General features: G+C 67.8%; 21 protein-coding genes. 12 read left to right on the forward strand and 9 right to left on the reverse strand.

Features of this window, described 5'->3' with window-relative positions:
• Nucleotides 1-47: 47 nt before the first annotated feature.
• Nucleotides 48-782, reverse strand: a complete 735-nt coding sequence (locus tag ACIQLF_RS04205) for a FadR/GntR family transcriptional regulator (RefSeq protein WP_400294648.1) — start codon at nucleotides 780-782, stop codon at nucleotides 48-50.
• 181 nt (nucleotides 783-963) lie between these two features.
• Here ACIQLF_RS04205 and ACIQLF_RS04210 point away from each other — a divergent pair, with 181 nt between their 5' ends.
• The 7 genes from ACIQLF_RS04210 to ACIQLF_RS04240 all read left to right on the forward strand — a co-directional run bounded on the left by ACIQLF_RS04210 (nucleotide 964) and on the right by ACIQLF_RS04240 (nucleotide 9,106).
• A complete protein-coding gene (locus tag ACIQLF_RS04210; RefSeq protein ID WP_400294651.1) occupies nucleotides 964-2,580 on the forward strand; it encodes an ABC transporter substrate-binding protein in 1,617 nt (538 codons plus the stop codon).
• 109 nt (nucleotides 2,581-2,689) lie between these two features.
• The gene (locus tag ACIQLF_RS04215) at nucleotides 2,690-3,646 is read left to right on the forward strand and encodes an ABC transporter permease (protein WP_400294654.1); all 957 of its coding nucleotides are present in this window, start codon (nucleotides 2,690-2,692) and stop codon (nucleotides 3,644-3,646) included.
• A gap of 6 nt (nucleotides 3,647-3,652) precedes the next feature.
• Nucleotides 3,653-5,662: a dipeptide/oligopeptide/nickel ABC transporter permease/ATP-binding protein gene (locus ACIQLF_RS04220; protein WP_400294656.1), complete on the forward strand. Its 2,010-nt coding sequence runs from the start codon at nucleotides 3,653-3,655 to the stop codon at nucleotides 5,660-5,662.
• Nucleotides 5,659-6,465, forward strand: a complete 807-nt coding sequence (locus ACIQLF_RS04225) for an ABC transporter ATP-binding protein (RefSeq protein ID WP_400294658.1) — start codon at nucleotides 5,659-5,661, stop codon at nucleotides 6,463-6,465. Before ACIQLF_RS04220 ends, ACIQLF_RS04225 begins: the two co-directional genes overlap by 4 nt.
• A gap of 35 nt (nucleotides 6,466-6,500) precedes the next feature.
• On the forward strand, nucleotides 6,501-7,433 hold the full coding sequence (locus ACIQLF_RS04230) for a dihydrodipicolinate synthase family protein (RefSeq protein ID WP_400294661.1): 933 nt from the start codon (nucleotides 6,501-6,503) through the stop codon (nucleotides 7,431-7,433).
• Nucleotides 7,434-7,439: 6 nt separating this feature from the next.
• Nucleotides 7,440-8,429, forward strand: a complete 990-nt coding sequence (locus ACIQLF_RS04235; RefSeq protein WP_400294664.1) for an ROK family protein — start codon at nucleotides 7,440-7,442, stop codon at nucleotides 8,427-8,429.
• Nucleotides 8,420-9,106, forward strand: a complete 687-nt coding sequence (locus tag ACIQLF_RS04240; RefSeq protein WP_400294667.1) for an N-acetylmannosamine-6-phosphate 2-epimerase — start codon at nucleotides 8,420-8,422, stop codon at nucleotides 9,104-9,106. The genes ACIQLF_RS04235 and ACIQLF_RS04240 overlap by 10 nt, the downstream gene beginning before the upstream one ends.
• Before the next feature lie 9 nt (nucleotides 9,107-9,115).
• Here ACIQLF_RS04240 and ACIQLF_RS04245 read toward each other — a convergent pair whose 3' ends face one another.
• Complete coding sequence (locus tag ACIQLF_RS04245) at nucleotides 9,116-10,354, reverse strand: low temperature requirement protein A (protein ID WP_400294670.1); 1,239 nt, start codon at nucleotides 10,352-10,354, stop codon at nucleotides 9,116-9,118.
• 237 nt (nucleotides 10,355-10,591) lie between these two features.
• On the opposite strand from ACIQLF_RS04245, the gene ACIQLF_RS04250 reads away from it, so the two are divergent.
• Nucleotides 10,592-12,061 (forward strand): HNH endonuclease, encoded by a 1,470-nt coding sequence (locus ACIQLF_RS04250; RefSeq protein WP_400294673.1) that lies wholly within the window; start codon nucleotides 10,592-10,594, stop codon nucleotides 12,059-12,061.
• A 32-nt stretch (nucleotides 12,062-12,093) separates the two neighbouring features.
• On the opposite strand, the gene ACIQLF_RS04255 is transcribed toward ACIQLF_RS04250, so the two are convergent.
• The 6 genes from ACIQLF_RS04255 to ACIQLF_RS04280 all read right to left on the reverse strand — a co-directional run bounded on the left by ACIQLF_RS04255 (nucleotide 12,094) and on the right by ACIQLF_RS04280 (nucleotide 19,426).
• Entirely contained in the window at nucleotides 12,094-12,855 is a 762-nt protein-coding gene (locus tag ACIQLF_RS04255) for a methyltransferase domain-containing protein (RefSeq protein ID WP_400294675.1), read from the reverse strand.
• Nucleotides 12,852-13,334: a DUF664 domain-containing protein gene (locus ACIQLF_RS04260; protein WP_400294678.1), complete on the reverse strand. Its 483-nt coding sequence runs from the start codon at nucleotides 13,332-13,334 to the stop codon at nucleotides 12,852-12,854. Before ACIQLF_RS04260 ends, ACIQLF_RS04255 begins: the two co-directional genes overlap by 4 nt.
• 10 nt (nucleotides 13,335-13,344) lie before the next feature.
• On the reverse strand, nucleotides 13,345-14,643 hold the full coding sequence (locus ACIQLF_RS04265; protein WP_400294681.1) for a M20 family metallo-hydrolase: 1,299 nt from the start codon (nucleotides 14,641-14,643) through the stop codon (nucleotides 13,345-13,347).
• Nucleotides 14,644-14,678: 35 nt separating this feature from the next.
• Nucleotides 14,679-16,346, reverse strand: a complete 1,668-nt coding sequence (locus tag ACIQLF_RS04270) for an amidohydrolase (RefSeq protein WP_400294684.1) — start codon at nucleotides 16,344-16,346, stop codon at nucleotides 14,679-14,681.
• On the reverse strand, nucleotides 16,343-17,998 hold the full coding sequence (locus tag ACIQLF_RS04275) for a thiamine pyrophosphate-dependent enzyme (RefSeq protein ID WP_400294687.1): 1,656 nt from the start codon (nucleotides 17,996-17,998) through the stop codon (nucleotides 16,343-16,345). Before ACIQLF_RS04275 ends, ACIQLF_RS04270 begins: the two co-directional genes overlap by 4 nt.
• Before the next feature lie 105 nt (nucleotides 17,999-18,103).
• The gene (locus ACIQLF_RS04280; RefSeq protein ID WP_400294690.1) at nucleotides 18,104-19,426 is read right to left on the reverse strand and encodes an MFS transporter; all 1,323 of its coding nucleotides are present in this window, start codon (nucleotides 19,424-19,426) and stop codon (nucleotides 18,104-18,106) included.
• 160 nt (nucleotides 19,427-19,586) lie between these two features.
• Between ACIQLF_RS04280 and ACIQLF_RS04285 the strand changes: the two genes are divergently transcribed.
• Both ACIQLF_RS04285 and ACIQLF_RS04290 read left to right on the forward strand, forming a co-directional pair.
• A complete protein-coding gene (locus ACIQLF_RS04285; RefSeq protein WP_400294692.1) occupies nucleotides 19,587-20,771 on the forward strand; it encodes a helix-turn-helix domain-containing protein in 1,185 nt (394 codons plus the stop codon).
• 27 nt (nucleotides 20,772-20,798) lie between these two features.
• Nucleotides 20,799-21,368 (forward strand): antibiotic biosynthesis monooxygenase, encoded by a 570-nt coding sequence (locus tag ACIQLF_RS04290; protein WP_400294695.1) that lies wholly within the window; start codon nucleotides 20,799-20,801, stop codon nucleotides 21,366-21,368.
• Here the strand turns inward: ACIQLF_RS04290 and ACIQLF_RS04295 are convergent.
• Nucleotides 21,365-22,348 carry a diaminopimelate dehydrogenase gene (locus tag ACIQLF_RS04295; RefSeq protein ID WP_400294698.1) on the reverse strand — a complete coding sequence of 328 codons (984 nt, stop codon included), beginning with the start codon at nucleotides 22,346-22,348 and terminating at the stop codon, nucleotides 21,365-21,367. The two genes, ACIQLF_RS04290 and ACIQLF_RS04295, sit on opposite strands and share 4 nt — an antisense overlap.
• 108 nt (nucleotides 22,349-22,456) lie before the next feature.
• Here ACIQLF_RS04295 and ACIQLF_RS04300 point away from each other — a divergent pair, with 108 nt between their 5' ends.
• Both ACIQLF_RS04300 and ACIQLF_RS04305 read left to right on the forward strand, forming a co-directional pair.
• Nucleotides 22,457-24,160: an ABC transporter ATP-binding protein/permease gene (locus ACIQLF_RS04300; RefSeq protein WP_400294701.1), complete on the forward strand. Its 1,704-nt coding sequence runs from the start codon at nucleotides 22,457-22,459 to the stop codon at nucleotides 24,158-24,160.
• Nucleotides 24,157-25,929: an ABC transporter ATP-binding protein gene (locus ACIQLF_RS04305; RefSeq protein ID WP_400294703.1), complete on the forward strand. Its 1,773-nt coding sequence runs from the start codon at nucleotides 24,157-24,159 to the stop codon at nucleotides 25,927-25,929. The genes ACIQLF_RS04300 and ACIQLF_RS04305 overlap by 4 nt, the downstream gene beginning before the upstream one ends.
• The last annotated feature ends 25 nt before the right edge of the window (nucleotides 25,930-25,954 follow it).

Below are 25,954 nucleotides of genomic sequence, written 5' to 3' on the forward strand. Positions count from 1 at the left end.
CCCCTGCAATCACCTTTGCCGTGCACAGCGCGGGAACGCGCCCCGAATCAGTCCTTGTCGGTGTTGATTGCGGCCAATTGTTCGCGGATACCATCGAAGTGGCGGCTGAGCAGTTCGCTGGCCAGCGACTTGTCTCTGGCCTTCACTGCATCGAGGAGCTCGCGGTGCGAATGTGCCGTCTCGGCAAGGTGTGCCCGGGTGCTGTCCCGTACTCCGATGCCTTGGTGGATGGTGCGGTATACATCCCAGAAGACGCCCAGCAGGTTGCTGAGCAGCTGGTTGTTGAGCGGCTCAAACAGGATGCGGTGGAAGTCCTTGTCGGCGTCGACGAAGTTCTGGCCGTTCGCTGCGAGGGACTCCATGGTGGCGACGCTGGCCTCGAGCTTGGCCAGCTGGTCGGAGGTGATGGCGGAAATCGCGGAGCCGACAAGCCCCGACTCCAGCGCCTGCCGCACGTCGACCAGTTCGTTGGCCTCGTGTCCTTTGTGGCGCAGGGACATTTGCCCGCGGAAGGTCAGCGAATCCGAGAGTGCCAGAAGGTTTTCGTCGGCAACGAACATGCCGAAACCGTGCCGGATCTCCACGACGCCGAGGGCCTGGAGCACCTTGATGGCCTCGCGCAGAGTGTTGCGGCCGACGCCCAGCTCCGCGGAAAGCTCCTGCTCGGTAGGCATGGCGTCTCCTGGCAGCAAGCCGCGATCCAAAATGAGGTCGGTGATATCGGCCGTCAGCGCGCGCAGGCGGGCATGGGCATCGAGGCGTGGTGGTCGCGTGATGGTCATGTGTGTGCTGATACCTCCTAGTCGTGCCGGGAAAGACTCCCCGGAATCCAATCATCGTCCATTGTGGGCCAAAACATGTGACCCAGTTGACTATCGGGCGTGATGCCGCTTACAGTCTAACTCATAGCATAGGACATCCTACGTCCGACTTTCTCAGTCTTGGATTTGAAAGAGGTTAGATATGACCCTGAAGGACTTGGCCAATAAGCCCCGCGGCCGCCGTGAATTTCTCAAGATGACCGGCATGCTCGGTGCCGCGGCCGCCTTCTCGGCTACGGTCGCCGCATGCTCGAGCCCCGGTGCAGCAACCGGAGGTGGCAGCGCTGCCACCTCCGGAGCCACCACCCACCTGGAAGCCGGCATCTCATACGCACTGTCGACCGGTTTCGATCCGATGACCTCCTCCGGTGCTACCCCGTTCGCCGCCAACATGCACATCTTCGAGGGCCTCGTCGACCTGCACCCGGCAACCCGCGAACCGTACCTGGCACTCGCCGCCGCCCAGCCCAAGCAGCTCGGCGACACCAGCTGGGAAGTCAAGCTTCGTTCCGGCGCCAAGTTCCACAACGGCGATGCAGTCACGGTCGATGACGTTGTCTACTCCTTCGAACGCGTGCTGGACACCACGAACGCATCGCTCTTCGCGCAGTTCGTTCCGTTCATCAAGACCGTCAAGGCCAAGGGCGACGACACCGTCGTCTTCACGCTGAACTACGCCTTCCCGCTCTTCCCGACCCGCATCTCCGTGGTCAAGATCGTCCCGAAGAAGCTCGCCTCCGCGGACCAGAAGGCCTTCGATGCGGCCCCGGTCGGCTCGGGCCCGTACAAGCTGGTCTCTGCAACCAAGGACGACAAGATCGTCTTCGAGAAGTTCGCCGACTACAACGGCGCCTACGCCGCCAAGGCCGAGACCATGACCTGGTACCTGCTCTCCGACGCGGCCGCCCGCGTCACCGCCGCCGAATCCGGCCGCGTATCGGTGATCGAGGACGTGCCGTACCTGGACGTCGAGCGCCTCAAGTCCAAGATGAACGTCGAGTCCGTGCAGTCCTTCGGCCTGCTCTTCCTCATGTTCAACTGCGCCGAGGGCCCGTTCTCCGATAAGCGCGTGCGCCAGGCCTTCCACTTCGCCACCGACACGCAGACGATCATCGACCGCGCGCTGCTGGGCAACGCCAAGCCGGCGACCTCATACGTGCAGGAGACCCACCCGCAGTACGTCAAGGCCGCGAACGTCTACGGCTACGACCAGGCCAAGGCCGAGGCCCTGCTCAAGGAAGCCGGCGTCACCAACCTCGAATTCGAGCTGCTGACCACCGACACCTCCTGGGTCAAGGACATCGCCCCGCTGCTGCTCGAATCCTGGAACAAGCTTCCAGGTGTCAAGGTCACCATGCAGAACCTGCAGTCCGGTGCGTTGTACACCGACCACGTGGACACCGGAACGTTCCGCGTCGTCGCGGCCCCGGGCGACCCGTCGGTCTTCGGCAACGACCTGGACCTGCTGCTGAGCTGGTTCTACCGCGGCGATGTCTGGCCGACCAACCGCTTCCGCTGGTCCAAGGCCGCCGAATACAAGGCGCTGCAGGGCATGCTGGACACCGCGGTGAAGGCCAAGGACGAGGCCGCCGCCACCAAGGCCTGGACCGAAGCCATCAACCTGATCTCCGACCACGTGCCGCTGTACCCGGTCCTGCACCGCCAGCTGCCGACCGCCTGGAACGAAAAGGCGGTTGAGAACTTCAAGCCGCTGCCGACCACCGGCGTCTCCTTCGTCGGAGTCTCGCCGAAGGCCTAACGGCCTTTCCCGCTTGCGTGGCGCGCCCGTTGCATCTTCCCCCGAGTGCATCGGGTGCGCCCCGCACACCCCCCCAGACAACTTGCCGCCTACCCATCGGAGTCCTTGAGTGGGAACCCTCCTACGGCTACTGCTACGTCGCCTCGCCGCACTGCCCCTGATGATCCTGGGAGTCACCTTCCTGGTCTTCATCATCCTCAAACTTTCCCCCGGTGACGAGGCCACGTCCGCGCTGGGCGAAGGCGCCTCCGAGGCGGCCAAGAACGCCTACCGCGAAGAGCGCGGGCTCAACGCGCCGCTGGTCATCCAGTACGTCGCCTTCCTGGGCCGCCTGGTCACGCTGGACTTCGGCATGACCACCCCGCCGGAGCGCCCGGTCGGCGAAATGATCGCCAACGCCTTCCCGTTGACCCTGCAGCTGACCTTCTACGGCGTGCTGATCGCCGTGGTCATCGCCTTGGTCTTCGGCGTCACCGGTGCCCTCTACCGGGACAAGATGCCCGACCAGCTGGTCCGCATCTTCTCCATCGCGGCGGTGGCCACCCCGTCCTTCTGGCTCGGCATCCTGCTCATCCAGTGGCTGGCCCTGGGCGCGAACCCGCTCTTCCCCTCCGGCGGCGCGGCCCCCGAGGGATCGGGCATCGTCGGCTGGCTGTCCCACATGACGCTTCCGGCGCTTGCCCTGGCCATCCCGGTCTCCGCCTCGCTGATCCGCGTGGTGCGCACCTCCATGGTCGAGGAACTCGACAAGGACTACGTCCGCACGGCCATCGGCAACGGCGTGCCGCGCGGCGAGGTGCTTACCCGCAACGTGCTGCGCAACGCGCTGGTCACCCCGGTCACCGTGCTGGGCCTGCGCATCGGCTACCTGCTCGGCGGCGCCGTCGTGATCGAAATGATCTTCTCGCTGCCCGGCATGGGCCAGCTGATCATGAACGGCATCACCAACTCCGACGTCAACCTGGTCCAGGGCGTGGTGCTGACCATCGCGGTCACCTTCGTGCTGGTCAACATCGTCGTGGACCTGCTTTACCTGCTCATCAACCCGCGCATCAGGACGGTGTAACTCTTCATGGCCACCCTTGCCCCCCGAAACGGCCTGGTCGCACGCCTGAGCTCCGGAACCACGCGCTTCACCGCGCTGCCGGTCGGCTCAAAGATCGCCCTGGCCTTCCTGGTGCTGATCTCCCTCGCGGCGATCCTTGCCCCGGTGCTCGCCCCGCACGACCCGCTGGCCTCCGGCATCCCCGCCCGGCCGCCGAGCGCCGAGAACCTCTTCGGCACCGACAGGCTGGGCCGGGACATCTTCTCCCGCCTGCTCTTCGGCGCCCGCTCCTCGCTGCTGATCGGCATCGGCTCCGTCGCCCTGGCCCTGGTCATCGGCGGCCTGCTCGGCGCGCTTGCCGCAACCAGCGCCAAGTGGGCCAACGAGACCATCATGCGCATCATGGACATGCTCATGGCGTTCCCGGGCATCGCGCTGGCCGCGGCTCTGCTGGCCTCGCTGGGCAACTCGCTGCCGGTGATCATCCTGGCCATCGCGGTGATCTACGTGCCGCAGATCGCCCGCGTGGTCCGCGCCAACGTGCTGGCCCAATGGGGCGAGGACTACGTCCGCGCCGAACGCGTGATCGGCGCCGGCCGCTTCTACATCCTGGGCAGCCACGTGCTGCGCAACTGCGCCGCCCCGGTGCTGGTGTTCGCCACCGTCATGGTCGCCGACGCCATCATCCTGGAGGCATCGCTCTCCTTCCTGGGCGCAGGCATCCAGGACCCGGCACCGAGCTGGGGCAACGTGATCGCCTACGGCCGCACCCTGGTGCTCAACGGCGCCTGGTGGGCCACCACCTTCGCCGGCCTGACGATCCTGCTCACGGTGCTGGCGCTGAACATCCTGGCCGAGGGCATGACCGACGCCCTGGTGAACCCCAAGTCCACCAAGAAGACCGCCTCGACCTCGGAAACCGCGGCCGCGAAGGCCGCCAAGCCGGCCGCCGACACCGCCGCGCTGGAACGCCTGCGCGGGGAACTGGCCCTGCTCTCGGAGACCGAGTCCCGCCGCACCGACAGGCTCAGCCTAGACGCCGCCGCCGGGGAGCCGAAGGTCATCCTCGAGGTCAAGAACCTTTCCATCCGCTTCCCGGCGCGCTTCGGCGACACCCGGATCGTGGACAACGTCTCCTTCACCGTCCGCGAGGGCGAAACCATGGGCCTGGTGGGCGAGTCCGGCTGCGGCAAGTCCATCACTTCGCTGGCGATCATGGGGCTGTTGCCCGACACCGCCAAGATCACCGGCTCCATCACGTTCGGGGGCAAGGAATTGCTGCCGGAGGGACCCGACGGGTTCGCCCTGGCCGGCGACGAGAAAGTCTACAAGGGACTGCGCGGCGAGCAGATCGCCATGGTCTACCAGGACGCGCTCTCCTCACTGAACCCCTCGATGCTGGTGGGCGACCAGCTGCGCCAGCTGACCAAGCGCAACGGCCGCACCAGCCCCGAGGAACTGCTGCGCCTGGTCAAGCTCGACCCGGTGCGCACGCTGCGCTCCTACCCGCACGAACTCTCCGGCGGCCAGCGCCAGCGAGTGCTCATCGCCATGGCGCTGAGCCGCAAGCCGAAGCTGGTGGTCTGCGACGAGCCGACCACCGCGCTGGACGTCACGGTTCAGAAGCAGGTAGTGGACCTGCTCAACGAGCTGCGCGAGCAGCTGGGCTTCGCGATGGTCTTCGTCAGCCACGACCTGGCCCTGGTGGCCTCGCTGGCACACCGCGTCACCGTCATGTACGCCGGCCAGGTCGTCGAATCCGGACCGGTTCCCGCCGTGCTCAAGGCCCCGGCCCACGAGTACACCCAGGGCCTGCTCGGTGCCGTGCTGTCGATCGAATCCGGCGCCACGCGCCTGCACCAGATCCCCGGATCAGTGCCGTCGCCATACTCGTTCGCCGCGGGGGACAGGTTCGCCGAACGTTCCCAGCGCGCCGACGCGGACCCGAACACGCCCACCGACTTCGTGCCGGCCAGCTCCGAGTCGGAGCACTTCTGGGCCAGCCACGAAACCGTTTCCCAGGGAGGCCACCAGTGAGTGCCGATACCAACACCCCGGTCGTCGAGCTGCGCGACATCCACGTGCACCACCGCGCCCGCGGCGGCAAGCTCTTCTCCCCGAACATCGTCCGTGCCGTCAACGGGGTGGACTTCTCCATCTCCCGCGGCGAGACCGTGGGCATCGTGGGCGAATCCGGCTGCGGCAAGTCGACCCTGGCCTCCGTGCTGGTCGGCCTGCAGGAGCCGACCAGCGGAACAGTGCTCTTCCGCGGCAAGGACGCGGCCAAGCGCAATGCGGCTGGCCGCAAGGAGTTCGGCCGCTCCGTCGCCGTGGTCTTTCAGGACCCGTCGACGGCGCTGAACCCGCGCATGACGATCCACGACATCCTCACCGACCCGCTGAAGATCCACGGCATCGGCAACGCGGCATCCCGCGCGGCCAAGGTCGCGGACCTGCTCTCCGTGGTGGGCCTGCCCGCCTCGGCGGCCTCCGCGATGCCCAACCAGGTCTCCGGCGGCCAGCGCCAGCGCGTTGCCATCGCCCGGGCTCTGGCCCTGGACCCGGACATCATCGTGGCCGACGAGCCGACCAGCGCGCTGGATGTCTCGGTGCGCGCCCAGGTGCTGAACCTGCTCACCGACCTGAAGGCCTCGCTGAACCTCGGCATGGTGTTCATCTCCCACGACATCCAGACCGTCCGCTACGTCTCTGACCGCATCTGCGTGATGAACGCCGGGCAGATCGTGGAGCAGGGGACGGCCGCCCAGGTCTTCGAAAACCCGACCAACGAGTACACCCGCACGCTGCTCGGCGCGGCCCCCTCGCTCCTGCAGCTCTAAATTTCCCCAAACCCCCTTAGAAGAAAGATTTTCTCGTGGCATTCGCAAACAACCCCAAGTACACCGGCGTCATCCCCCCGGTAGTCACCCCGCGCACCGCGGATGGCGCCATCGACGTCCCGGGTCTGCAGGCCGTCGTCGAGCACCTGATCACGGGCGGGGTCACCGGCCTATTCGTGCTCGGTTCCTCGGGCGAGGTCCCGTACCTCACCAACGCCGAGCGTGCCCTGGTGGTCTCCACCATCCGCGAGGCCAACGCGGGCCGCGTGCCGCTGATCGTCGGCGCCAACGAGCAGACCACCGAGCGCGTCATCGAGGAGGGCCGCGCGATGATCGAACTCGGCGCCGACGCCCTCGTCGTCACCACCCCGTACTACGCGCTGTCCAACGCCGCCGAGGTCGAGGCCCACTTCCGCGCCGTCCACGCAGCGCTGCAGATCGACATCTTCGCCTACGATGTGCCGGTCCGCACCCACGTCAAGCTGTCCGTCGCCACCGCCGTGGCGCTGGCCAAGGACGGGGTGATCGTCGGCGTGAAGGATTCCTCCGGCGACGACGTCTCCTTCCGCCAGCTGCTGCTGGCAACCCGCGACATCGAGGGCTTCTCCGTCTTCACCGGCCATGAGGTTGTCGTCGACGGCGCCATGCTCGGCGGCGCCCACGGCGTGGTCCCTGGCCTGGGCAACGTCGACCCGGCCGGCTACCGCCGCCTGTTCGACGCGGCCGTCGCCGGCGACTTCGCCACCGCGGCCAAGGAGCAGGACCGCCTGACCGAGGTCTTCGAGATCGTCTACACCCCGGACTCCTCCCGCGTCTCCGGCGGCGCCGCCGGCCTGGGCGCCTTCAAGACCGCACTGGTAGAGATGGGCGTCATCGACTGCAACAAGATGAGCACCCCGATGGAGGAGCTGAACGCCGCCGAGGCCTCTGCGATCTCCGGCATCCTGACCCGCACCGGACTGCTCTAAGCCCCGATGGATCAAGCAACAGCACAGATGCGTCCCGAGGAATCGGGGCGCATCGCCGCGTTCGGCATCGACCTGGGCGGCACCAAGATCGCCGCCGGGCTGGTCGGCGCCGACGGCACGGTCCTGGCCTCCGCCTCCGCACCGACCCCCGCCACCGAGGGCGCCGAGGCGGTGCTCGACGCCGTCGCCGGACTCGTGGCGGGATTGCTTGCCGCTCCGGAGGCCGCCGGCCTGCGGATCCTGGGCCTGGGCCTGGGCGCCGCCGGGGTCATCGACGCGGGCAGCGCGCGCGTGCTCTCGGCCACCGACACCATCTTGCACTGGGCGGGCACCGACCTGGCCGAGGGCCTGTACACCCGCACCGGGCTGGAGGTGCGCGCCGTCAACGACGTCCACGCCCACGGCCTCGGCGAGGCCTGGTGCGGCGCCGCCGCCGGCAGCGCCAACGCGCTGCTGCTGGCCGTCGGCACGGGCATCGGCGGCTCGCACCTGCTCGGCGGGGTCCCGCAGACCGGCGCACACCACGTCGGCGGGCACATGGGACACTTCGCCTCCCCGCTGGCCACCGGCGTGCGCTGCTCCTGCGGGCGCACCGGCCACCTGGAGGCCATCGCCGCGGGACCCGCCATCCACCGCAACTACCTGCGCCTGGGCGGCGATCCCTACGTCGCGGACACCCGCGAGCTGACGGCCCTCGCCCATGCGGGGGACCTGCTGGCCATCCAGACGCTGCGCACCGGCGGGCGCGCCGCGGGCATCGCGGCCGGCTCGCTGGCGAACATCCTTGACCCGGAGCTCATCGTGCTTTCGGGCGGCATGGCCGGCGCCGGGGACCTGTGGTGGGACGCCGTGCGCGAGGGGTTCGCCGCCGAGGCCATCGACCCGCTGCAGGAGCTGGAGCTGGTTCCCGCGACCCTCGGCAACGACGCAGCACTCATCGGCGCGGCAGGACTCTTCCTGGCGCCGCTTACCCCGAAGGACCCGACATGCTCTTGACCCCCGGTGAACTCGAAGCCCTGCGCGGACGCCTGATCGTCTCCGCCCAGGCCTACCCGGGCGAGCCCATGCGCACGCCCACCACCATGGCGCAGGTCGCCGCCTCCGCCGTCATCGGCGGGGCCGCGGCGGTCCGCGTCCAGGGCATCGCGGACGTGCAGTTCACCCGCAGCGCGGTGGCAGTGCCCGTGATCGGGCTCTGGAAGGACGGGCACGACGGCGTCTTCATCACCCCGACCGCGCGCCACGCGCTGGCCGTGGCCAACGCCGGGGCGCACATCGTCGCCCTGGACGGCACCCGCCGTGAGCGCCCGGACGGGCTCACCCTGAAGCAGACCATCGACATGGTCCACGGGCAGTCGCATGCGCTGGTCATGGCCGATTGCGGTTCGCTGGCCGACGCGATGAACGCCGCGGAGGCGGGTGCCGACCTGATCGGCACCACGCTGGCCGGCTACAGCGGCGAGCGGCCCAAGACCGAGGGCCCGGACCTGGAACTGCTGGCCGCCATCGCGATGGCCGGGCTGGGCATTCCGCTGATCGCCGAGGGTCGGATCCACACCCCGGCCCAGGCCCGTGCGGCCCTTGACATGGGTGCCTTCGCGGTGGTCGTCGGCACGGCCATCACGCACCCTGCCAGCATCACCGGCTGGTTCGACGCTGCCATGCGGGCGTAGCGGACCGCCTCAGCGCCCCGTCAGCCTGCCCAACGCCGCCGCCCGGTTGCGGTGGCCGACCAGCTCGTCAAGGACGATGGACGCCGCCGGCGTCGCCAGGATCAGCGCCAGGCACAGCGTCAGCGGCAGTCCGGCCACGGCCAGGCCGATCGCCGCGGCACTGCACACCAGCAGCGCCGCGGCGAGCCACAGCTGCAGCGGATCCACGGCCACCATGTAGGCGTGCAGGAAGGTCAGCACCAGCGCAAACACCGCCACCGGAACGGCCACCGAGGCCACCACCCCCGCCTCGCCGATCCGGGTCTGCCCCTCAAGGTAGAGCGCGTAGACGCGCAGCCCGACGCCCGTGGCGGTGATCGAGGCGAAGAGCAGCATGTGCGCGTAGCCGAACACGAACGACCGTTCGCGCCGGGCATGCAATGCGGTTCCGGCCGGGACCATGAAGTACAGCCACCACATGGCGAAGGCCAGCCCGGTGCCGGCCAGTCCCACAAGCACCGTGTCCAGGCTCCAGCCGCTGCCGGAAACCACCGCACGCAGGGCGGTGATGGTGCCGACGAGGCACTCGCCCAGCGCGATGATGGCCAGCAAGCTGTAGCGTTCGGCGATGTGGTGCGCGTGCCAGGGCGTCCGCGACTTCCTTTCGGCGATCACCGGGGTCGCCATTTCAAGGATGAACAGCGGTGCTGCCATCAGGAACATCTCCCACACGCCGGTGTCCACCAGGATCACGACGATCCAGCCGGCTTGTGCCACGGCGAGGTAGCACGCGTATTTGAGGCATGTCGAACGGCGCCGCGGATCCTGTTTGGCGGCCCGCAGCCACTGGAAGATCAGCGGCACGCGCATCACCACGTATCCGAGCACCATCACCCGGTTGTCGACGTGGATGCCCTGCTGGATGGAGGCAAACATGGGTTCCAGCCCCATGGCCAGGATCAGCACGCCGGCCATCTGGAGCATTGTCATCAGGCGGAACACCCAGTCGTCGGTGTCGTAGGCGCTGGCGAACCAACTGAAGTTGATCCATGCCCAGATGACGGCAAACATGGCAAAGCAGAAGCTGACGACACCCGTTCCCGCATGGCCTTTGGCCAGGCTTTCGGCGAAAAGGTTTGCGGCGACGCCGAAAGCGATCGCGAACGTCAGGTCGAAGAACAACTCAAGCGGCGTGGACACGCGGTTTTGCTCGTGGGGATCCCGACCTCCCATGCGTGCCATGGCATGCCGCAACGGGTTTTCGCCCATGGATTTCGATCCCTTCAATTCCTCCGGCGTCGTTCCTGTTTTCAATGATGCGCCATCCAGGGACGGCGTCGAGACCTATGGGTTCAATGTTTTCGGTTGCGTCATATCGCGGGAGTCGCTGCGGCGAACCCTTCGGCGATGCGCGTTTCGGTCGCCACTGATGGTGCATCAAGTTCATGGATGCTGCCTCGACGGGGCCCGAGAACGACCTTCGATTATTCGAAGTTGTATTCACAGATGCGTGTGATACTCGGTCAAAGTGTCGGTAATGTTTTCTATAATTTAGGTATGACATCGAGGTCAGAAACGGGTGGTCTTGGGGATGGTTCGGAATCCGGTCCCGCAGAACTGACCTATGAGTATCTGGCCGAACAGGGCATCGACTTGCGTCATTTCCTGCAGCAGGCGCTGGCCGCCGAGGGCACTGACGGGTTGCGGGCCATCGCAGCAGCCTTGGACCACACGCGCATTTCCACAGCGTCCTATGAGCGGGTCGACAGCATCGCGGCGCTGGAGGAGCTAAAGGCCAGCGCCTGCGCACTCCAGGCAAAGACCACATGCGTTTACGACGACGAAGTTGCCGAGCATCGCGCGGCCAGAGGAGAGCGGATGCTCAACCCCAGTTGGGGCGTGGGGCCGGAGATCGCTTTTGCCCGCCACCAGCCGCCACGCACAGGTGCCCAGTACCTGGAATTTTGCCATGTTCTCACCGATGACTTGGTCTTCTCCTACGATGCCCTGCATCGCGGAGTGATCACCGAAGCTGAGGCCATCATCGTAGTCAAGGAAACACGTGGACTCACCCGGGAACAACGCGGAGAAATCGACCTTCGACTCTTCTCCGAGGGGCATCATTGTTTTGGGCTCGGGGGCAAGAAGCTTGCGGCCATGATCCGGGAATGGGCGCTGGCATACGGGTCGGAAAAGGAAGTCGACCTTGAAACCAGGGCCGCAAAGGAACGCTACGTCAGCATTTTCCCCATCGACCGCCACCGGATGAAAATCACCGGGATCCTACCCACCGAATACGGTGTGTTGATCGCCCAGGTGCTTGAGAGCATGGTCTCCAGCGCAAAGGCGCAGGGCGACGATCGTTCGCGGCAACATCTGGCAGTTGACTCGCTTCTAGAACGCTTGACCGGGTTGGACAGTCCCACCGCAATTCCCATCCAGCTGGGGCTGGTCATGACCGATAGGACCCTTTTCCAGGGCCACTCAGAGCCTGCGCTCTTGCAAGGCTACGGAATAATCTCCGCTGAGAAGGCCCGCATGCTCATCAACGGCAGCGAAGAGAACCCCAACGAGTTGGAGCTCTGGCTGCGGCGTCTCTATACGGCGCCCGGAACAGGCGACCTCATTGCGATGGATTCGGCGCAACGACTCTTTACCGGTGGGCTGAAGAAATTCATCAGCATTCGCGACCAGTTCTGCAGGTCGCCGTTTTGCGATAGTCCGATCAGGCATTTGGACCACGTGGTTCAAGCCGCCCGCGGAGGGCCGACCTCGGTCGAAAACTCGGGCGGATCCTGTGTTTTCTGCAACCAGACCAAGGAATGTCCAGGCTGGAAAGAGGAAACGATTCCGGGTCCACGGCACACCAAACGAGTCACAACCTTCAGCGGCCACACGTATGTATCCACGGCGCTGCCCCTGCCTGGCACCAACCAGTACAACGTCCAGCCCGCCGCGCCGCACGAACGGCAATAAAGGCACGCACCGCAGCGGCAATGCGATGGTTTCTAGTGTGGTTTGCGGGCCTCTATGAGGAAACGCGTGGAGTGTGCGACAAACGGTCCCTCTGAAGCAATGAGGTCGTGCATCTCGCGGAGCCGCGGGAGGTAGGCCTCGACGGTGAAGCCGGGAACCATCCAGATGACCATCCGTAGGAAGTAGATCACTGCGCCGATGTCGTGGAACTCAAGACGCAGCTCTTCGAACCGAAGATCGGTGATTTCCAGTCCCGCATCCTCCGCGGCCTCGACGTCGAAGTCCGGGTGGCGATCCAGCCGAACCGCTTCGGACTGTTCGCCCAGGAAGTATTCAACGATTTCAAAGACGCTGTGCGGGCCCACATGTTGTGCCAGGTAGCTTCCGCCGGGGCGAAGCACCCGGGCAATTTCCTCCCAGTAGACCTTCACGGGGTGGCGGCTGGTGACCAGATCGAAGGCGGCATCACCGAAGGGGAGCGGCGGTTCGGGTGAATCGGCCACGACTGCCACGCCCCGGGGATGAAGCAACTCGGTGGCCTTGGCAATGTTGGGTTTCCACCCCTCGGTCACCACCATGAACGGCGGTAAAACTGGGATGCTCGCTATGACTTCGCCGCCTCCGGTCTGCAGGTCCAGCGCGGCGGAAACCACCGGAAGGCGTTCGGCCAGGAGCCTTGAGTAGCCCCATGACGGCCGTTCCTCGGTGGCGCGACCCTCAAACCACGAAAAATCCCACCCGTCGATCGGAGCATTTTCGGCCTCGGCGATGAGCTCTTCAAAGGTGCGCTTCATGCCTGGACACTTTCCGCGTTGGCGATGAGCAGATCCCGGGTGATCTCGAGCTGACCCAGGTGCTGGCAGAGTTCCTCGAACACATGCAGCAGGACGCCATTCGTGGTTGAGGTCCAGAAAACCTCGCGGCCCTCGGGCACCTGAACCGGTGCGGCGGCCGGATCCACGGAGAGGGCATCGGTCATGAACTCTTCGCGGACGGCAGCGGCGCGGGCCAGGAGTTCCGCCACGGGACCGGTCTGCGTGAACTCCGCGTCGCGATCGCGCGGAACCCCTATCCCGCGATTCACGGTGCTGCTCCAGCGGCGCATCATCCCGAGGCAATGGTTGAGGATTCCATAGGGGGTGTTGGCCCCCGGCAGGGCCGGGGGCCGCGCTGCAAGTTCGTCGCCCAATGCCGCAACGATCCGGGTCATCTCATCGAACTTCAGCAATGAAAAATCCAGGAGCAGATGGCCCTTGGGAACCGAGAACGGCATTGGAGGATCCTTACCTCGAAACGGATGCGTCGAGGTCAAGCGTAGCGAACTCCTGGGCCTCGGAAACGAACTCGCCGCGCACCACGCGCAGAAGCACCGCGCTGAGCAGGTCCACGCCGGCGACCATGTCGTCGTCGCTTGTCAGCTCGCGTTCGTTGTGGCTGATGCCCTCGACACTGGGGACGAACAACATGATGGTGGGAACGAGGTCCTTCATGTTCGTCGAATCGTGGCCGGCCAGCGTGCGCACCACGCCATGGCTCAACCCCAGGCTCTCGGCAGCCTCCGCGGCCAGCTTGAGGCCTGCCTGGTCGTAGGCCTTGGCGCCCCAAATGTGTTCGGCGCCGCGCTCGATCCTGACGTTGGCCATCTTCTCGATCTTCGCCACCCGGGCATGGAGGGCCGCGTCCGCGGCCGCCAAGACGTCCGGGTCCGTGGAGCGCACGTCGACGAGCAGGTTCACCCGGCTGGCCACGACGACGGGAGAGTTCGGGAACACGTTGAATTCGCCGCAGGAGGTGATGACCATGTGCTCGTCGGTCGAGTGTTCCAGCGCGATTTCGCGGGCGGCAACCACCAGTGCCGAGGCACCCAGCAGCGCGTCCTGGCGGTCGGCGATGATCGTAGCCCCGGTGTGGGCCTGGTCGCCGTGCACCACGAACTCGTACTTGTTGGCTCCCCAGGTCGATTCAACAAGGCCGATGGTCAGGCCGCGGTCCTCGAGCGAGCGCCCCTGCTCGATGTGGATCTCCACGTAGGCGGAGACCGGCAGCTCGAAGTCGCCGATGGTGCCGATCGACTCCAGGGCCTCGCGGACCGAGACGCCGGCGGGGTCGGTGGTTTCCAGGACCTGGGCCGCGGAAAGCTTGCCGGTGTAGACGGAGCTGCCCATCATGGAGGGCTTGAAGCGGCAGCCTTCCTCATTGAACCAGTTGATGACGACGATGTTGAACTTGGCGGGAGATTCGCCCCCTGCCGCGGCCAGCTGCTCCTGCACACGCTTGGCGGCGTGGGCGCCGGCGAGCACGCCGTAGGCCCCGTCGAAACGTCCGCCCAGCGGCTGCGAATCCAGGTGGGATCCGACGGCGATCCACGGGGCGCCGGGGGAGAGCTCGAGCATCGAGTACTGGTTGCCGACCTGGTCGTAGTGGACGCTGAAACCGTGGCCCTCGACCAGGCCGCGGAACCAGTTGCGGTTCTGGCCGTCGGCGACGGTTGCGGCCTGGCGGTCGACGCCACCCCCGGCGGTGGCGCCGTTGGTGCTCATCGAAGCGAAGTCGGCAAGGAACGATGCGTTGTGTGAAGTCATTGTGTTTCCTGGGATCGGTGGGAGGAGAGGGGAGGTTAGGCGACAGCCGGGGCGTCGGCGGACAGCGACGAGTAACTCTGTTTTCCGCCGACGAAGGTGCCGACGATGTGCAGGTCGGCGATGTTTTCGGTGTCCAGCGGGGAATCGGAGAGCACCACGAAGTCGGCCAGCTTGCCGCGGCACAGGCTCCCGCGGTCGTCGAACTGGCCGGTGGCCCTGGCGGCGTTGACCGTGTAGAGGCGCAGGGCCTCAAGCGGCGAGAGGCATTCGGCTGCCCCGCCAAGCACATGTCCCTTTTCGGTGCGGCGGTCGACAGCCGAGGCCATGGCGCGGCGGACGTTGTTGTCGGCCACCGGAAGGTCGGAGCTGCCCGCGGCGAGGACGCCGGCCTCGAGGAGGGACTGGCCACGGTAGAGCCAGCCCTCGCGCTCGGGCCCGACGAGCTGGGCGAACTGGTCGCCCAGCGGGCCGATGAAGGACGCCTGCGGGGTCACCGCGATGCCGTGCCTGGCCACCGCCGCCACCTGGTCCGGGCGGGCGATGCCGAAGTGCTCGATCCGGTTGGGCAGGGCGTTCGGTCCGTGGCGTTCCTGCAGGCCGGAAATGATCTCGATGGCCAGGTCGATGGCCGCGTCGCCGATGGCGTGCAGGGCCACGGGCCAGCCGGAGCGGTAGGCGGCTGACACCCGTTCGAGGTACTGCTCCGGGGTGTCGAGCAGGTACCCGGTGTTGTGCTGGTGCCCGCAGTAGTCTTCGGTGACCGCGGCGGTGGCTCCCAGCAGCGATCCGTCCATGAAGACCTTGACGGGACCCAGCGACAGGTGGTCGTTGCCGAAACCCGCCCGGATGCCGAGGCCCAGGCCGCGGCCGCCTCCCGTGCCGTGGGCGTCGGAGGCGTGCGAGGACTGCTCCGCCAGGGCGTCCAGGGCCGGCATGAGCTGGGCGCGGGCGTGCAGGCGTCCGGAGTCCAGGGCCTCTTGGTAGGCGTTGATTTCGACGGGGGAATGGCCGATCCAGCCGCCGCCCACGCCGGCCTCGGTGAAGGAGGTGATGCCCTCGGCCGCGTAGCGCGTGGTTGCCGCGTCCAGCGCCCCGATGATCTGCTCGACCGAGTACGGCAGCAGCAGCTTCTGGATGAGTCCCTGCGCCGATTCCTCGACCAGGCCGGTGGGGTTGCCGTGGGCATCGCGGACCACGGCGCCGCCCACCGGGTTGGCGAAGTCCCCGGCCAGCGCACCGGCCAGGCGCAGCGTGGCGGAGTTGGTGATCGAGGCGTGCCCGGAGACGTGGCGCAGGTAGAGCGGGCGGTCCCCGGTGATCGCGTCGAGCCGCTTGATGTCGGGGAACAGGCCGCCGTGGTGCTTGTGGTTGAACCCGGTGCCGTTGAGCCACACGCCGGGGCGGTTGGCCAGCCGGAGCATCTCGGATTCGAGCAGGGCGTAGAGTTCCTCCAGCCCGCGTGCCGGGGAGAGGTCCAGCGCCGCCAGACCCAGCCCCCACCAGGTGGTGTGGCAGTGGGCGTCGATGAAGCCCGGGGTGATGACCGCGTCGCCGAAGTCCTCGGTGCGGTCCGCGGTGCAGCCGGCGAGTTCCTCGTCGAAGCCGACGATCCGGCCGCCGATGACGCCCATCTCGCGGGCGACGGGGCGCGCCTCGTCCATGGTGAGGATGGTGCCGGCGCGGACGACCAGGTCGAGCCTCATGCGTTGGCCTCCGCACGGTGTGCAACGGTGTTGTGTGCCACGGTGCCAGGGCCCATGGTGGCCGGGTCGGTCTTCAGGTGCAGCACGGCCGGCAGGCCGCTGGCCAGCGCCCGTTCGAGCGCCGGGGCGAAGTCCTCGGTGGCGGCGACGAATTCTCCGTGGCCGCCGAAGGATTCGATCCACTTCGCGAAGTCGGGGTTGCTCATCGAGGTGCCGGAGGGGCGCTGCGGGTAGTGCCGGCGCTGGTGGTCGACGATGGTGCCGTAGATGCCGTTGTCCACCACGATGACCAGAGGGGTTCCGCCGTGGGCAAATGAGACGGCGAGTTCCTGGGCGTTCATGAAGAAGTCGCCGTCCCCGCAGATCGCCACCACGTGGCGGCCCGGGTGCATGATGCTCGCGGCCACTGCGGCCGGAACGGACAAGCCCATGGCGCCGTTGCGCGGACCGGCCAGCGACTTCGGGCCGTGGTGGCTGAGGTAGCGGTGGCCCCACAGCGTGGCGTTGCCGGCGCCGTAGGTGATGATGCGGTCGGCATCAAGGGCGGCTTCGAGGGATGCGAAGGCCAGCCCCAAGTCGACGCCGGTGCCGCCGTCGGCCCCGGGGAGCGTGAAGTCCAGCTGCTCTTGGCGCAGCCTGTCCATCCAGGCCGAGTCACGCGTGCCGCGGACCTGGTCGCCGGCGGGAAGGGCGGAGACGAATTGCGTGGGGTCGATGCTAAGGTGCGCGTCGATGCGCCCGGCATGGCCGGCCAGCGCGGCGTCGGGGCTCACCACGATCGTCGGGGTGTCCAGCGCCGCCTTGTAGCCCTCGGAGAGCACGTCGCCGCGGGTGCATCCGATGAAGACCAACAGGTCGGCGTCGTTCAGCGCCTTCACGGTGCGTTCGGCGCGGCCGTAGCCCAGCCAGCCCGCGTAGGCGGGGGCGTCGTGGTCGATCGCGTCGTAGGCGCGCCAGTCGGCCAGCACCGGCACACGGGCGGCCGCGGCGAATTCGGCAAGCGCGGCCGAGGTGGCCGGGTCCCAGCCGTCCCCGCCCACGATGATCGCCGGTTTTGTCGCCTGGCCGAGCATGCTGGAAAGGGATTCAAGGGCGGCGGCGCTCGGTGCGGCATCGGGCAGCGGAAGCACCGAGGGGACGGGGGAGGAAGTCATGCGGACCAGGACGTCCTCGGGCAGGCCCACCACGACGGGTCCGGGGCGCCCGGTGGATGCAAGGCGCATGGCCCGTGCCACCACGTCGCCGGCCTGGTGCTCGTCGTCGAGCACAAAAACGGCCTTCGCGGTGGTGGAGAACCAGCCCTCGAGGCTGAACTCCTGGAAGGAGTCGCGTCCGCGGTCGGCCAGCGGGATCAGCCCGACGAATAGCACCATCGCGGTGGCGTCCTGCCAGGCGGTGTGGATCGCGATCATGGCGTTCGCGGCACCCGGGCCGCGGGTGACCATGGCGATGCCGGGGGTTTCGCCGAGCCGGCCCTCGGCGAGGGCCATGAAGCCGGCGCCGCCCTCGTGGCGGGTGACCACCGTGTGGATGGAGGAATCGTGAAGGCCGTCGAGGACATCGAGGTAGCTTTCGCCCGGCACCGCGTAGATGCGCTCCACGCCGTGGGCTTCGAGGGTCTTGACGATGAGGTGGCCGGCTGACATGGTCATGGGCGGTCGTGGTCCTTTGCGGTGGAGCGTAAAAAATGAAGTATGAATGGCCCGGTGCGCACCGCAGGGTTCGGGGGATTCCTGCGGTGCGCATCGGGTGGGGCGTCAGTGCTTGAAGCCGGGCAGGTCGACGCTGAGCTTCGGGGCGATCACGCCGGCAACGGCGGTGAACAGCGAGAGGAAGACCAGCATGGCGGCCGCCGGCCACCAGTGGTTGGACGCGGCAGCAACCAAGGCGGTGGCGGCCAGCGGGATGAACCCGGAGATCATGCCGGCGGTGTTCTGTGCGAAGCCCACGCCGGTGTAGCGGGTCTTGGCCGGGAACAGGCCGGTGAGCACGGTGCCGGAGGCGGCGTAGGGCAGGGACAAGGCCGCAACGGCAAGGGTCATGCCCAGGATCACCAGCGCGTCGACGCCGGATTCGATGAGCAGGAAGGAGGGCCAAGCGATGATGGCTGAGAAGATGCCGCCGTAGGTGATGACCTTGGAGGAACCGAAGCGCTCGCCGAGGCGGCCGCCGAGGATCAGCACGGGGATTTCAACGACCGCGGCAATGATGCCGCCGAGCAGCATCAGCGAGCGCTCGTATTCCAGGACGTTCACGCCGTACCAGACGACGAACGCGGTGACCAGGTAGAAGCCGCCGATGCCGAGCATGCCCGCGGCCATGCCGATGATGATCTGCTTCCAGGACTCCTTCAGCGTGGTGCGGATCGGGGCCTTTTCGGTCTCGCCCTTTTCCATGAGTTCCTTGAAGACCGGGGATTCGTCGAGGCGGCTGCGGATGTACAGGGCAACCAGCAGCATCGGGATCGCGGCCAGGAACGGGATGCGCCAGCCCCAGGCATCGAAGCTTTCCTTGGAGAAGAACACCGTCATCAGGAAGAAGCCGCCGGAGGAAAGGATGGTGCCGATCGGCGAGCCGATCTGCGGCATCGCCGCATAGCGGGCACGGCGGTGCAGCGGGGCGTTTTCCACGACGATCGTCATGGCGCCGGACCACTCGCCACCGACGAACAGGCCCTGGGCGATGCGCAGGAACACCAGCAGGATCGGGGCGGCGATGCCCACGGCCGCGTAGGTCGGCAGCAGGCCGATCAGGCCGGTGATGATGCCGATGCCGACGATGGTGACCATCAGCGTCTTGCGGCGCCCGATCTTGTCGCCCATCACGCCGAAGATCATTCCGCCGATCGGGCGGGCCACAAGGCCGACGCCGAAGGTGGCGAAGGCCGCCATGGCGGCGGCTGTGGCGTTCTGGCTCGCGAAGAACTGGACGTTGAACACCAGTGCCGCGGCGGCGCTGAAGAGGAAGAAGTCGTACCATTCCATGGCGGTGCCGATGAGGGCGCCAACGGCAACCTTGGTGGCCTCCTTGTCGGAGATCTGCCGTGTGGCGCCTGCTTCGAATGTTGCAGTGTGGGTCATGGGAATTTTTCTGCCTGATCTCAAGGGCGGGTGTTGCCTCACGCATTGCCGCCGGAACGTTGTGACAATGACCATCTTCCCAACCGGGTGGCGTGATGGGGTGCACTTATTGCAACGAGTTCCACGCCACAAACGGGGCAAATGCACATAATATGGGGTGATGTTAACGCCGCGTTTCCAAAAAGGCCTGCAAAACGTGCAATTCGACGACGAGCAACGATGGGCCGACCTGCTGGCAAAGCTTGACGTCGGGGAATTGACCGACGAGTTCATCGCCCGCGTGACGGGCATTCCCATCTATGCCGAGGCTCCGCTGCCGCTGAGCGAAATCAGGCGCACCGGACGCGCTTCCTTCGAGGCGTTGATCAAGGCCATGAAGGAAACCGCCGACGCGCCGGACTACCTGCGCGCCCGCAAGGCGATCGCCATGGACGTCGGGGTTTCCCGGGCACGCGCCGGGGTTCCCATCGAGGCGCTCATGACGGCCATCAGGCTCGACTTCTCGATCATCTGGTCGGCCATCACCTCGATCGCCGGGCCGCAGGACGCGTTGATGCTGGTGGGCCACACGGCACGCGTCTGGGAGGTCGTGGACGGGTACGCGGGCGAAACCCAACAGGCCTACGTCGCCGAGCTGGCGCGCATCCAGGCCGAGGCCGCAAGCATGCGCCAGGGGTATTTGGCCACGCTGTTCAGCGAAAAGGACCTCGCGGAGGAGACCCTCGAACGCATTGCGGCGGAACTGGGCCAATCCCTGCGGACCGAATACGTGGTGGTTGCCGCCATGGGGGAACAAATCCCTGCCCTGCGCCTGGCGCTTGCCACCGAGCGCGCCTCCGCCGGCGTGTTCACGCATTCGCTCTCCGATGCGCTGATCGCCTTCTATCCATTCGATGCCCGCGCCGGATCCGAGTGCCAGCGGCTGGGAGCCAGGCTGGAAAACACCAGCTGCGGCATGATCACCGACCCTCGTACGCTCGGTGCCATCCCGAGGGCCTCGCTGGTGGCCAGGTCCCTGGCGCAATTGCTGGAACCGGGCGAACACGGGGCCATGACCTGGACGCGCGGCTGGGCCCGCATGGCCAGGCTGGAACTTGCAGCGGCCGGCGCCCCGGGCCTTGAGGAAGTGGAACGGGCACTGGCGAATTGCGGGATCACCGAGCGCCGGCGGCTGAGCGAGTCGGCGCGCGCCTACCTCCGCACGGGCAGCATCTCCGCGGCCGCCGAGGAGCTGTTCTGCCACCGGAATACGTTGATGAACAGGCTCAAGCGCTTCGCCCAGCTCACCGGCGTGGACCCCACGATTCCCGAGCAGGCCGCGCGCCTGGTGGTCGGGTGGTCGTAGCCGCCCCGCGGGGTCTACATTGTAGGAATGCCACAAGCTGAACCCATCACCGTTTCCATCACCAGAACAGTGCTTCCCGAACACCACCGTCGTTTCAATGCCTGGGTGCAGGCCGGCCAGGAACTGGCCCGCGAATGGAACGGCTACCTCGGATCCGGCTGGATCCGCACCGCGCCCGACTCCAACGAGTGGCACGTGCTCTACCGCTTCGCAGACGCAAAATCCCTGCGCGCCTGGGACGAGTCCGACGAGCGCCGCTGGTGGATGGACAGCGCCGCCGAACTGGTGGAGACCACCAGGGTCGAGCACCGCACCGGGATCGAGGGGTGGTTCGAGCCGCCGGGGGAGCGGAACGTCACGATCCCCGAGACCGTCGTGCCGCCGCGCTGGAAGCAGGCCGTCAGCATCTTCCTGCCGTTCTTCCCGCTGAGCCTGCTGTCGAACTTCCTGCTGGTGCCGTTGCTGAAGGACTGGCCGCTGGTTTTCGCGGTGCTGCTGAACATCTGCATCCTCACCCCGCTGATGACCTACATCTTCCTGCCGGCCACCACCCGCTTGCTGCGGCCGTGGCTGCAGAAACCCCGGCGACGTTCCTAGAGCAGTTCGGCGCGCAGCTGCTCCGGGGACTTCGAGGAGAGCAGGCCCGGAGCGACGTCGAACACGGTCTTGGCACCGAACTGGCCGGCGGCGCTCATCTTGGACACCGCGCGGGCGTAGGCAACCAGCACGCTGGAGGTGAACTCCGGGTTGGAATCAAGGGACAGCGAGTACTCGATGACCTGCGCGTGCTCGTCGGTGGTGTTTCCGCTGCGGAAGACGAAGCCGCCGTGCGGCATCGCGGTGTGCTCGGCGGCCAGGGTGGCGGCGTCGATGAAGTTCACGGTGGTGTCGTAGTCGTCGAAGTAGTGCTCCATCGTGACGATGGCCTCGCGCACGGCATCCGCGTCGGCGCCGTCCTCGAGCACCACGAAGCAGTCGCGCACGTGCTTCTCGCGGGTGCCCAGCGCCGGGCGCTCGCCGGCACGGACCCGGGCGATGGCCTCCGGGCTCGGGATCGTGTATTGCACGCCGCCGGCCACGCCCGACACGCGGCGGATGGCGTCCGAGTGGCCCTGGCTCAGGCCGCGGCCCCAGAAGGTGTAGGTTTCGCCGTCGGGAAGCAGTGCCTCGCCGTAGACGCGGTTGATGGAGAACATTCCCGGGTCCCAGCCGGCGGAGATCAGCGCGGTCTTGCCCGCCGCCGTGGCCGGGGCGTCGACGGCGGCGAAGTACTCGGGGATCATGGCATGGGTGTCGAAGCTGTCCACGGTGTTGTACAGGGCGGCAAGTGCCGGGCCCTGCTCCGGGAGGTCGGACTTGGAGCCGCCGCAGAGGATCAGCACGTCGATGTCCCCTGTGTGACCGGCCAGGTCATCCATGTGGAAGACGGGGGCGGGGTGCTGCAGGACGACGGTGGTCGGATCGCGGCGGGTGTAGACACCCACAAGCTCCATGTCCGGGTTCTTGGCGATCGAGGCTTGCACCCCGCGGCCAAGGTTTCCATAGCCTGCGATGCCGATGCGGATTGTTGCTCCCACGAACTTCCTCACTTCTAACGTTGGTACCCCATTCAAGGTAGCCGCTGGGCGGGTGCATCACCTAGACCGAACGGGCATATTGCGGGGCAGTTGCCTAGGATGGATCGGGTGTCTGCGAAAAAGAATCCGGCGGCCCGAGCGCTGCCGGTGATTGTCTTGTGTGCCGTGCTCGGCACCGCCGCATTGTCGGCGCTTGCGCTGCTGCTGGGTGCCGCCGTCGACGGGTACCTGGCCGGCGGTGCTGGTGTCTCCAAACCCTGGGGCGCCGGGGTGGCCGGGGCCCTGCTGGTGGCAGGTGCCACCGCCGTGGCTACCCCGCGGCTGGTAGCCCGGGCCGCCGCGGCCCAGGAAGCCGGCGACCGCCAAGCGGTGCTGCTGAAGTACTTCGCCCTGGGGCAGGGGTACACCGGGGCCCGGGCCGGCGGGGAGCTGGTCTCGCTGGCCACCGATGCGGTGGAGAAGCGGGCGCGCTTCCGGGCGGGGTTCAGCGCCCCGGCGCTGGCCGCGGTGCTCGCCCCGATCCTGGTGGTGCTGGCCATCGGGGTCTTCATCGACCCGGTGGCGGCGCTGTTGCTGGCCATCGCGCTGCCGGTGATCCCGGTGCTTGTCGTGGGGTTCCAGAAGCTGTTCAGGACCTCGAGCGCCAACTACCGCCGCAGCCAGGGCATGCTGGCGGCCTCCTTCATGGACACGCTCAACGGGCTGGGGATGCTGCGGCTGAACAACGCCGAGGGCGCCGCCGGGGTCAGGCTCGCCGCCGCCTCCGAGCGGGTGCGCCGGCAGGTCATGAAGCTGCTGGCCGGCAACCAGCTGGTGCTGCTGGTCATCGATGCGACGTTCGCGCTGGGGTTGGTCACCGGGTCCGTGGTGCTTGCGGGCTGGCGGCTGGGCGGCGGGCAGATCAGCCCGGGCCAGGCGGTGACGATGGTCCTGCTGAGCACGCTGATGCTGCAGCCCGTCGCGTTCGTCGGCGGCTTCTTCTACATCGGCATGACAGGCAGGGCCGCGGAAAAGGAAATCACCGGGCTGCTGGACTCGGATCCGGGGATGGCGCCCGAGTCTGAAGGTACGGCCCTCGGGAGCGTCGGCGGGCTGGCCGTCGAGAACCTCAGCGCCGGGTACGGCGGGAGACCGGTGTTGCACGGGGTGTCGCTCGAATTCCCGGCGGGTTCCCACACCGCAGTGGTCGGCGCCTCCGGGTCGGGGAAGACGACGCTGGTCCGCGTGCTGCAAGGGCAGTTGCTGCCCACCAACGGGGCGGTGCATGACGGTTCCGGAAACACGCTTGGCCCGCTGCGGCTGCGCGCCGCAAGCGCGGTGCTCGACCAAGGCTCGGGGCTGCTGGGCGGCAGCGTGGCCCACAACCTGCGCGTGGGACGGCCGGACGCCACCGACGGGGAACTGCGCGAGGTGCTGGGCCGGGTGGGCCTGGAGACGCTGGGGCTCGAGACCCCGGTGGGGGAGTCCGGCCACGGGCTCTCCGGCGGCCAGACGCAGCGGCTGGGACTGGCCCGCGCGCTGCTGGCCGACCGGCCCGTGCTGATCATCGACGAGCCGACCTCCGACCTGGATCCCGACACCGAGGCCCGGGTGCTGGAGACGCTCGCGTCGGCCACCGGGGACAAGACCACCATCACCATCACGCACCGTCTGGGGCTTCTTTCCGGCTGCGACAGGGTCGCGGTGCTGGAGCACGGGCGGGTCATCGAGGCGGGCCCGCTGGATCAGGTGCTTGCCGCCGGCGGGTACCTGGCCGCCGCGCTGGCAGCCTCCCGCGCCGGGGCCGGTTCGAACCCGCGGGGGGACGCATGAAGCGCAGGGACTTGATGATCTGGCTGCTGCGGACATGCCGCAGCGTGCTGGGCCCGCTGGGGATTGCCGGCGCGTTGGGCATCGCCCACAAGCTCAGCAACCTGGCCCTCTACCTGGTGGCGGGAATCGCCCTGGGCCAGGGCGCCCAGGCATGGCTTTCCGGCGGGCCGTCGCCGTCGCTGTGGCCCGTGGCGGCCTGGCTGGCGGGGCTCTCGCTGCTGAAGGGCGCCCTGCGCTACGGCGAGCAGTATTTCGGCCACAAGGTCGCGTTCAAGGCGCTGGCGCTGCTGCGCAACGAACTCTATGCGGCGCTCGCCCCGCAGGCACCGTTCAACGCCCGCACCCGGGCCAGCGGCGACATGCTCACCCGCGCCACCCGCGACATCGACAGGGTCGAGGTCTTCTTCGCCCACACGATCCCGCCGCTGGTTGCCGCACTGGCGATCCCGGTCATCGTCGTGGTCTCGGTCGGAATCTTCGCAAATCCGGCGCTCGCCGGGATCCTTGCCGCGGGGTTGCTGCTCACCGGCCTGGGTGTGCCGTTGCTGGGGCTGCGGACCACGCGCGCCGCGGCGCGGGAGGCGACCGCGGCCCGCGCCCGCATCGCCCAGCACGTGAGCGAATCCGTGCGGGCAGCCGGGACCATCGTCGCGTTCGGCCACGAACGGGCGCGGGCGGCCGAGCTGGCGGACCTGGATATGGCGCTGGGGGCGGCGCTGGCCCGCGGGGCCGCCGCCGCATCCTGGCGGGCGGGCCTGAAGGCCGTCCTGCCCTGGGGAACCACGGTCCTGTTGTGCCTGGCCGGGCTGGCGCAGGTCGCCGGCGGGACCCTGGGTCTGGACATGTTCCTGTGCCTGCTGCTCATCGCCGTTCCGGCGTTCGGGCCGGTGCTTGACGTCGACGGGTTTGTCTCCGGGCTGCAGGATTCCTTCGCCTCCGCCGAGCGGCTGCATGCGCTGGTTCACAGAGCCCCGTCGGTGGCGGACCCGGAACATCCGGTGGCGTTGCCCGACGGCCCGCTGGGCCTCGAGGTGCGGGATGCCGGCCTGGTGCTGGAGGGGGAGTCCGGCCCGGTGGCGGTGCTCGAGTCGCTGGATCTGTCGGTTCCCGCCGGCGGGTCGCTGGCCGTGGTGGGCGGGTCGGGCTCCGGAAAGTCGACGCTCGCCGCCCTGCTGGTGCGCGCCCTGGACCCGGGAACGGGAACCGTTTTACTGGGGCGGCGCAACGTGCGAGATGCGGCGTTGAAGGACGTCCGCGGCGCGATCGCCATGGTCTCCCAGCGCGAGCACCTGATGCGCGGCACGCTGCGTTCCAACCTGTTGGTCGCCAACCCCCGGGCCGGCGACGATGAGCTGCGCACCGCCTGCCAACGGGCCGGGCTGGGCGAGTGGCTGTCGGCCCAGCCGAAGGGGCTGGATACGCCCCTGGGCGAGCGCGGCGGCAGGGTCTCCGGCGGGCAGGCCCAGCGCATCGCCCTGGCCAGGGCCTTCGTGAAGGACGCCCGGGTGCTGATCCTCGACGAGGCGACCAGCGCGCTGGACGTGCACACCGAAGCGCTGGTGATGGACTCGGTCCGGCAGCTGGCGGCCGAGGGCCGCACCGTGGTGGTCATTGCGCACCGCATGCGCACCGTCCTGTGGGCCGACGAGATCGCGGTGCTGGACGGCGGGCGGCTGGTCGAATCCGGTGCCCCCGCCGAGCTGGCACGGCGCGAACACGGGCGCTTCGCCGCGCTGTTGCGCCGCGAACGAGAGTCGCTCGGGGAATAGGGCAAACGGCCCGGCACACAGCAGC

The sequence above is a fragment of the Paeniglutamicibacter sp. NPDC091659 genome (assembly GCF_044756805.1).
Lineage (GTDB): Bacteria > Actinomycetota > Actinomycetes > Actinomycetales > Micrococcaceae > Paeniglutamicibacter.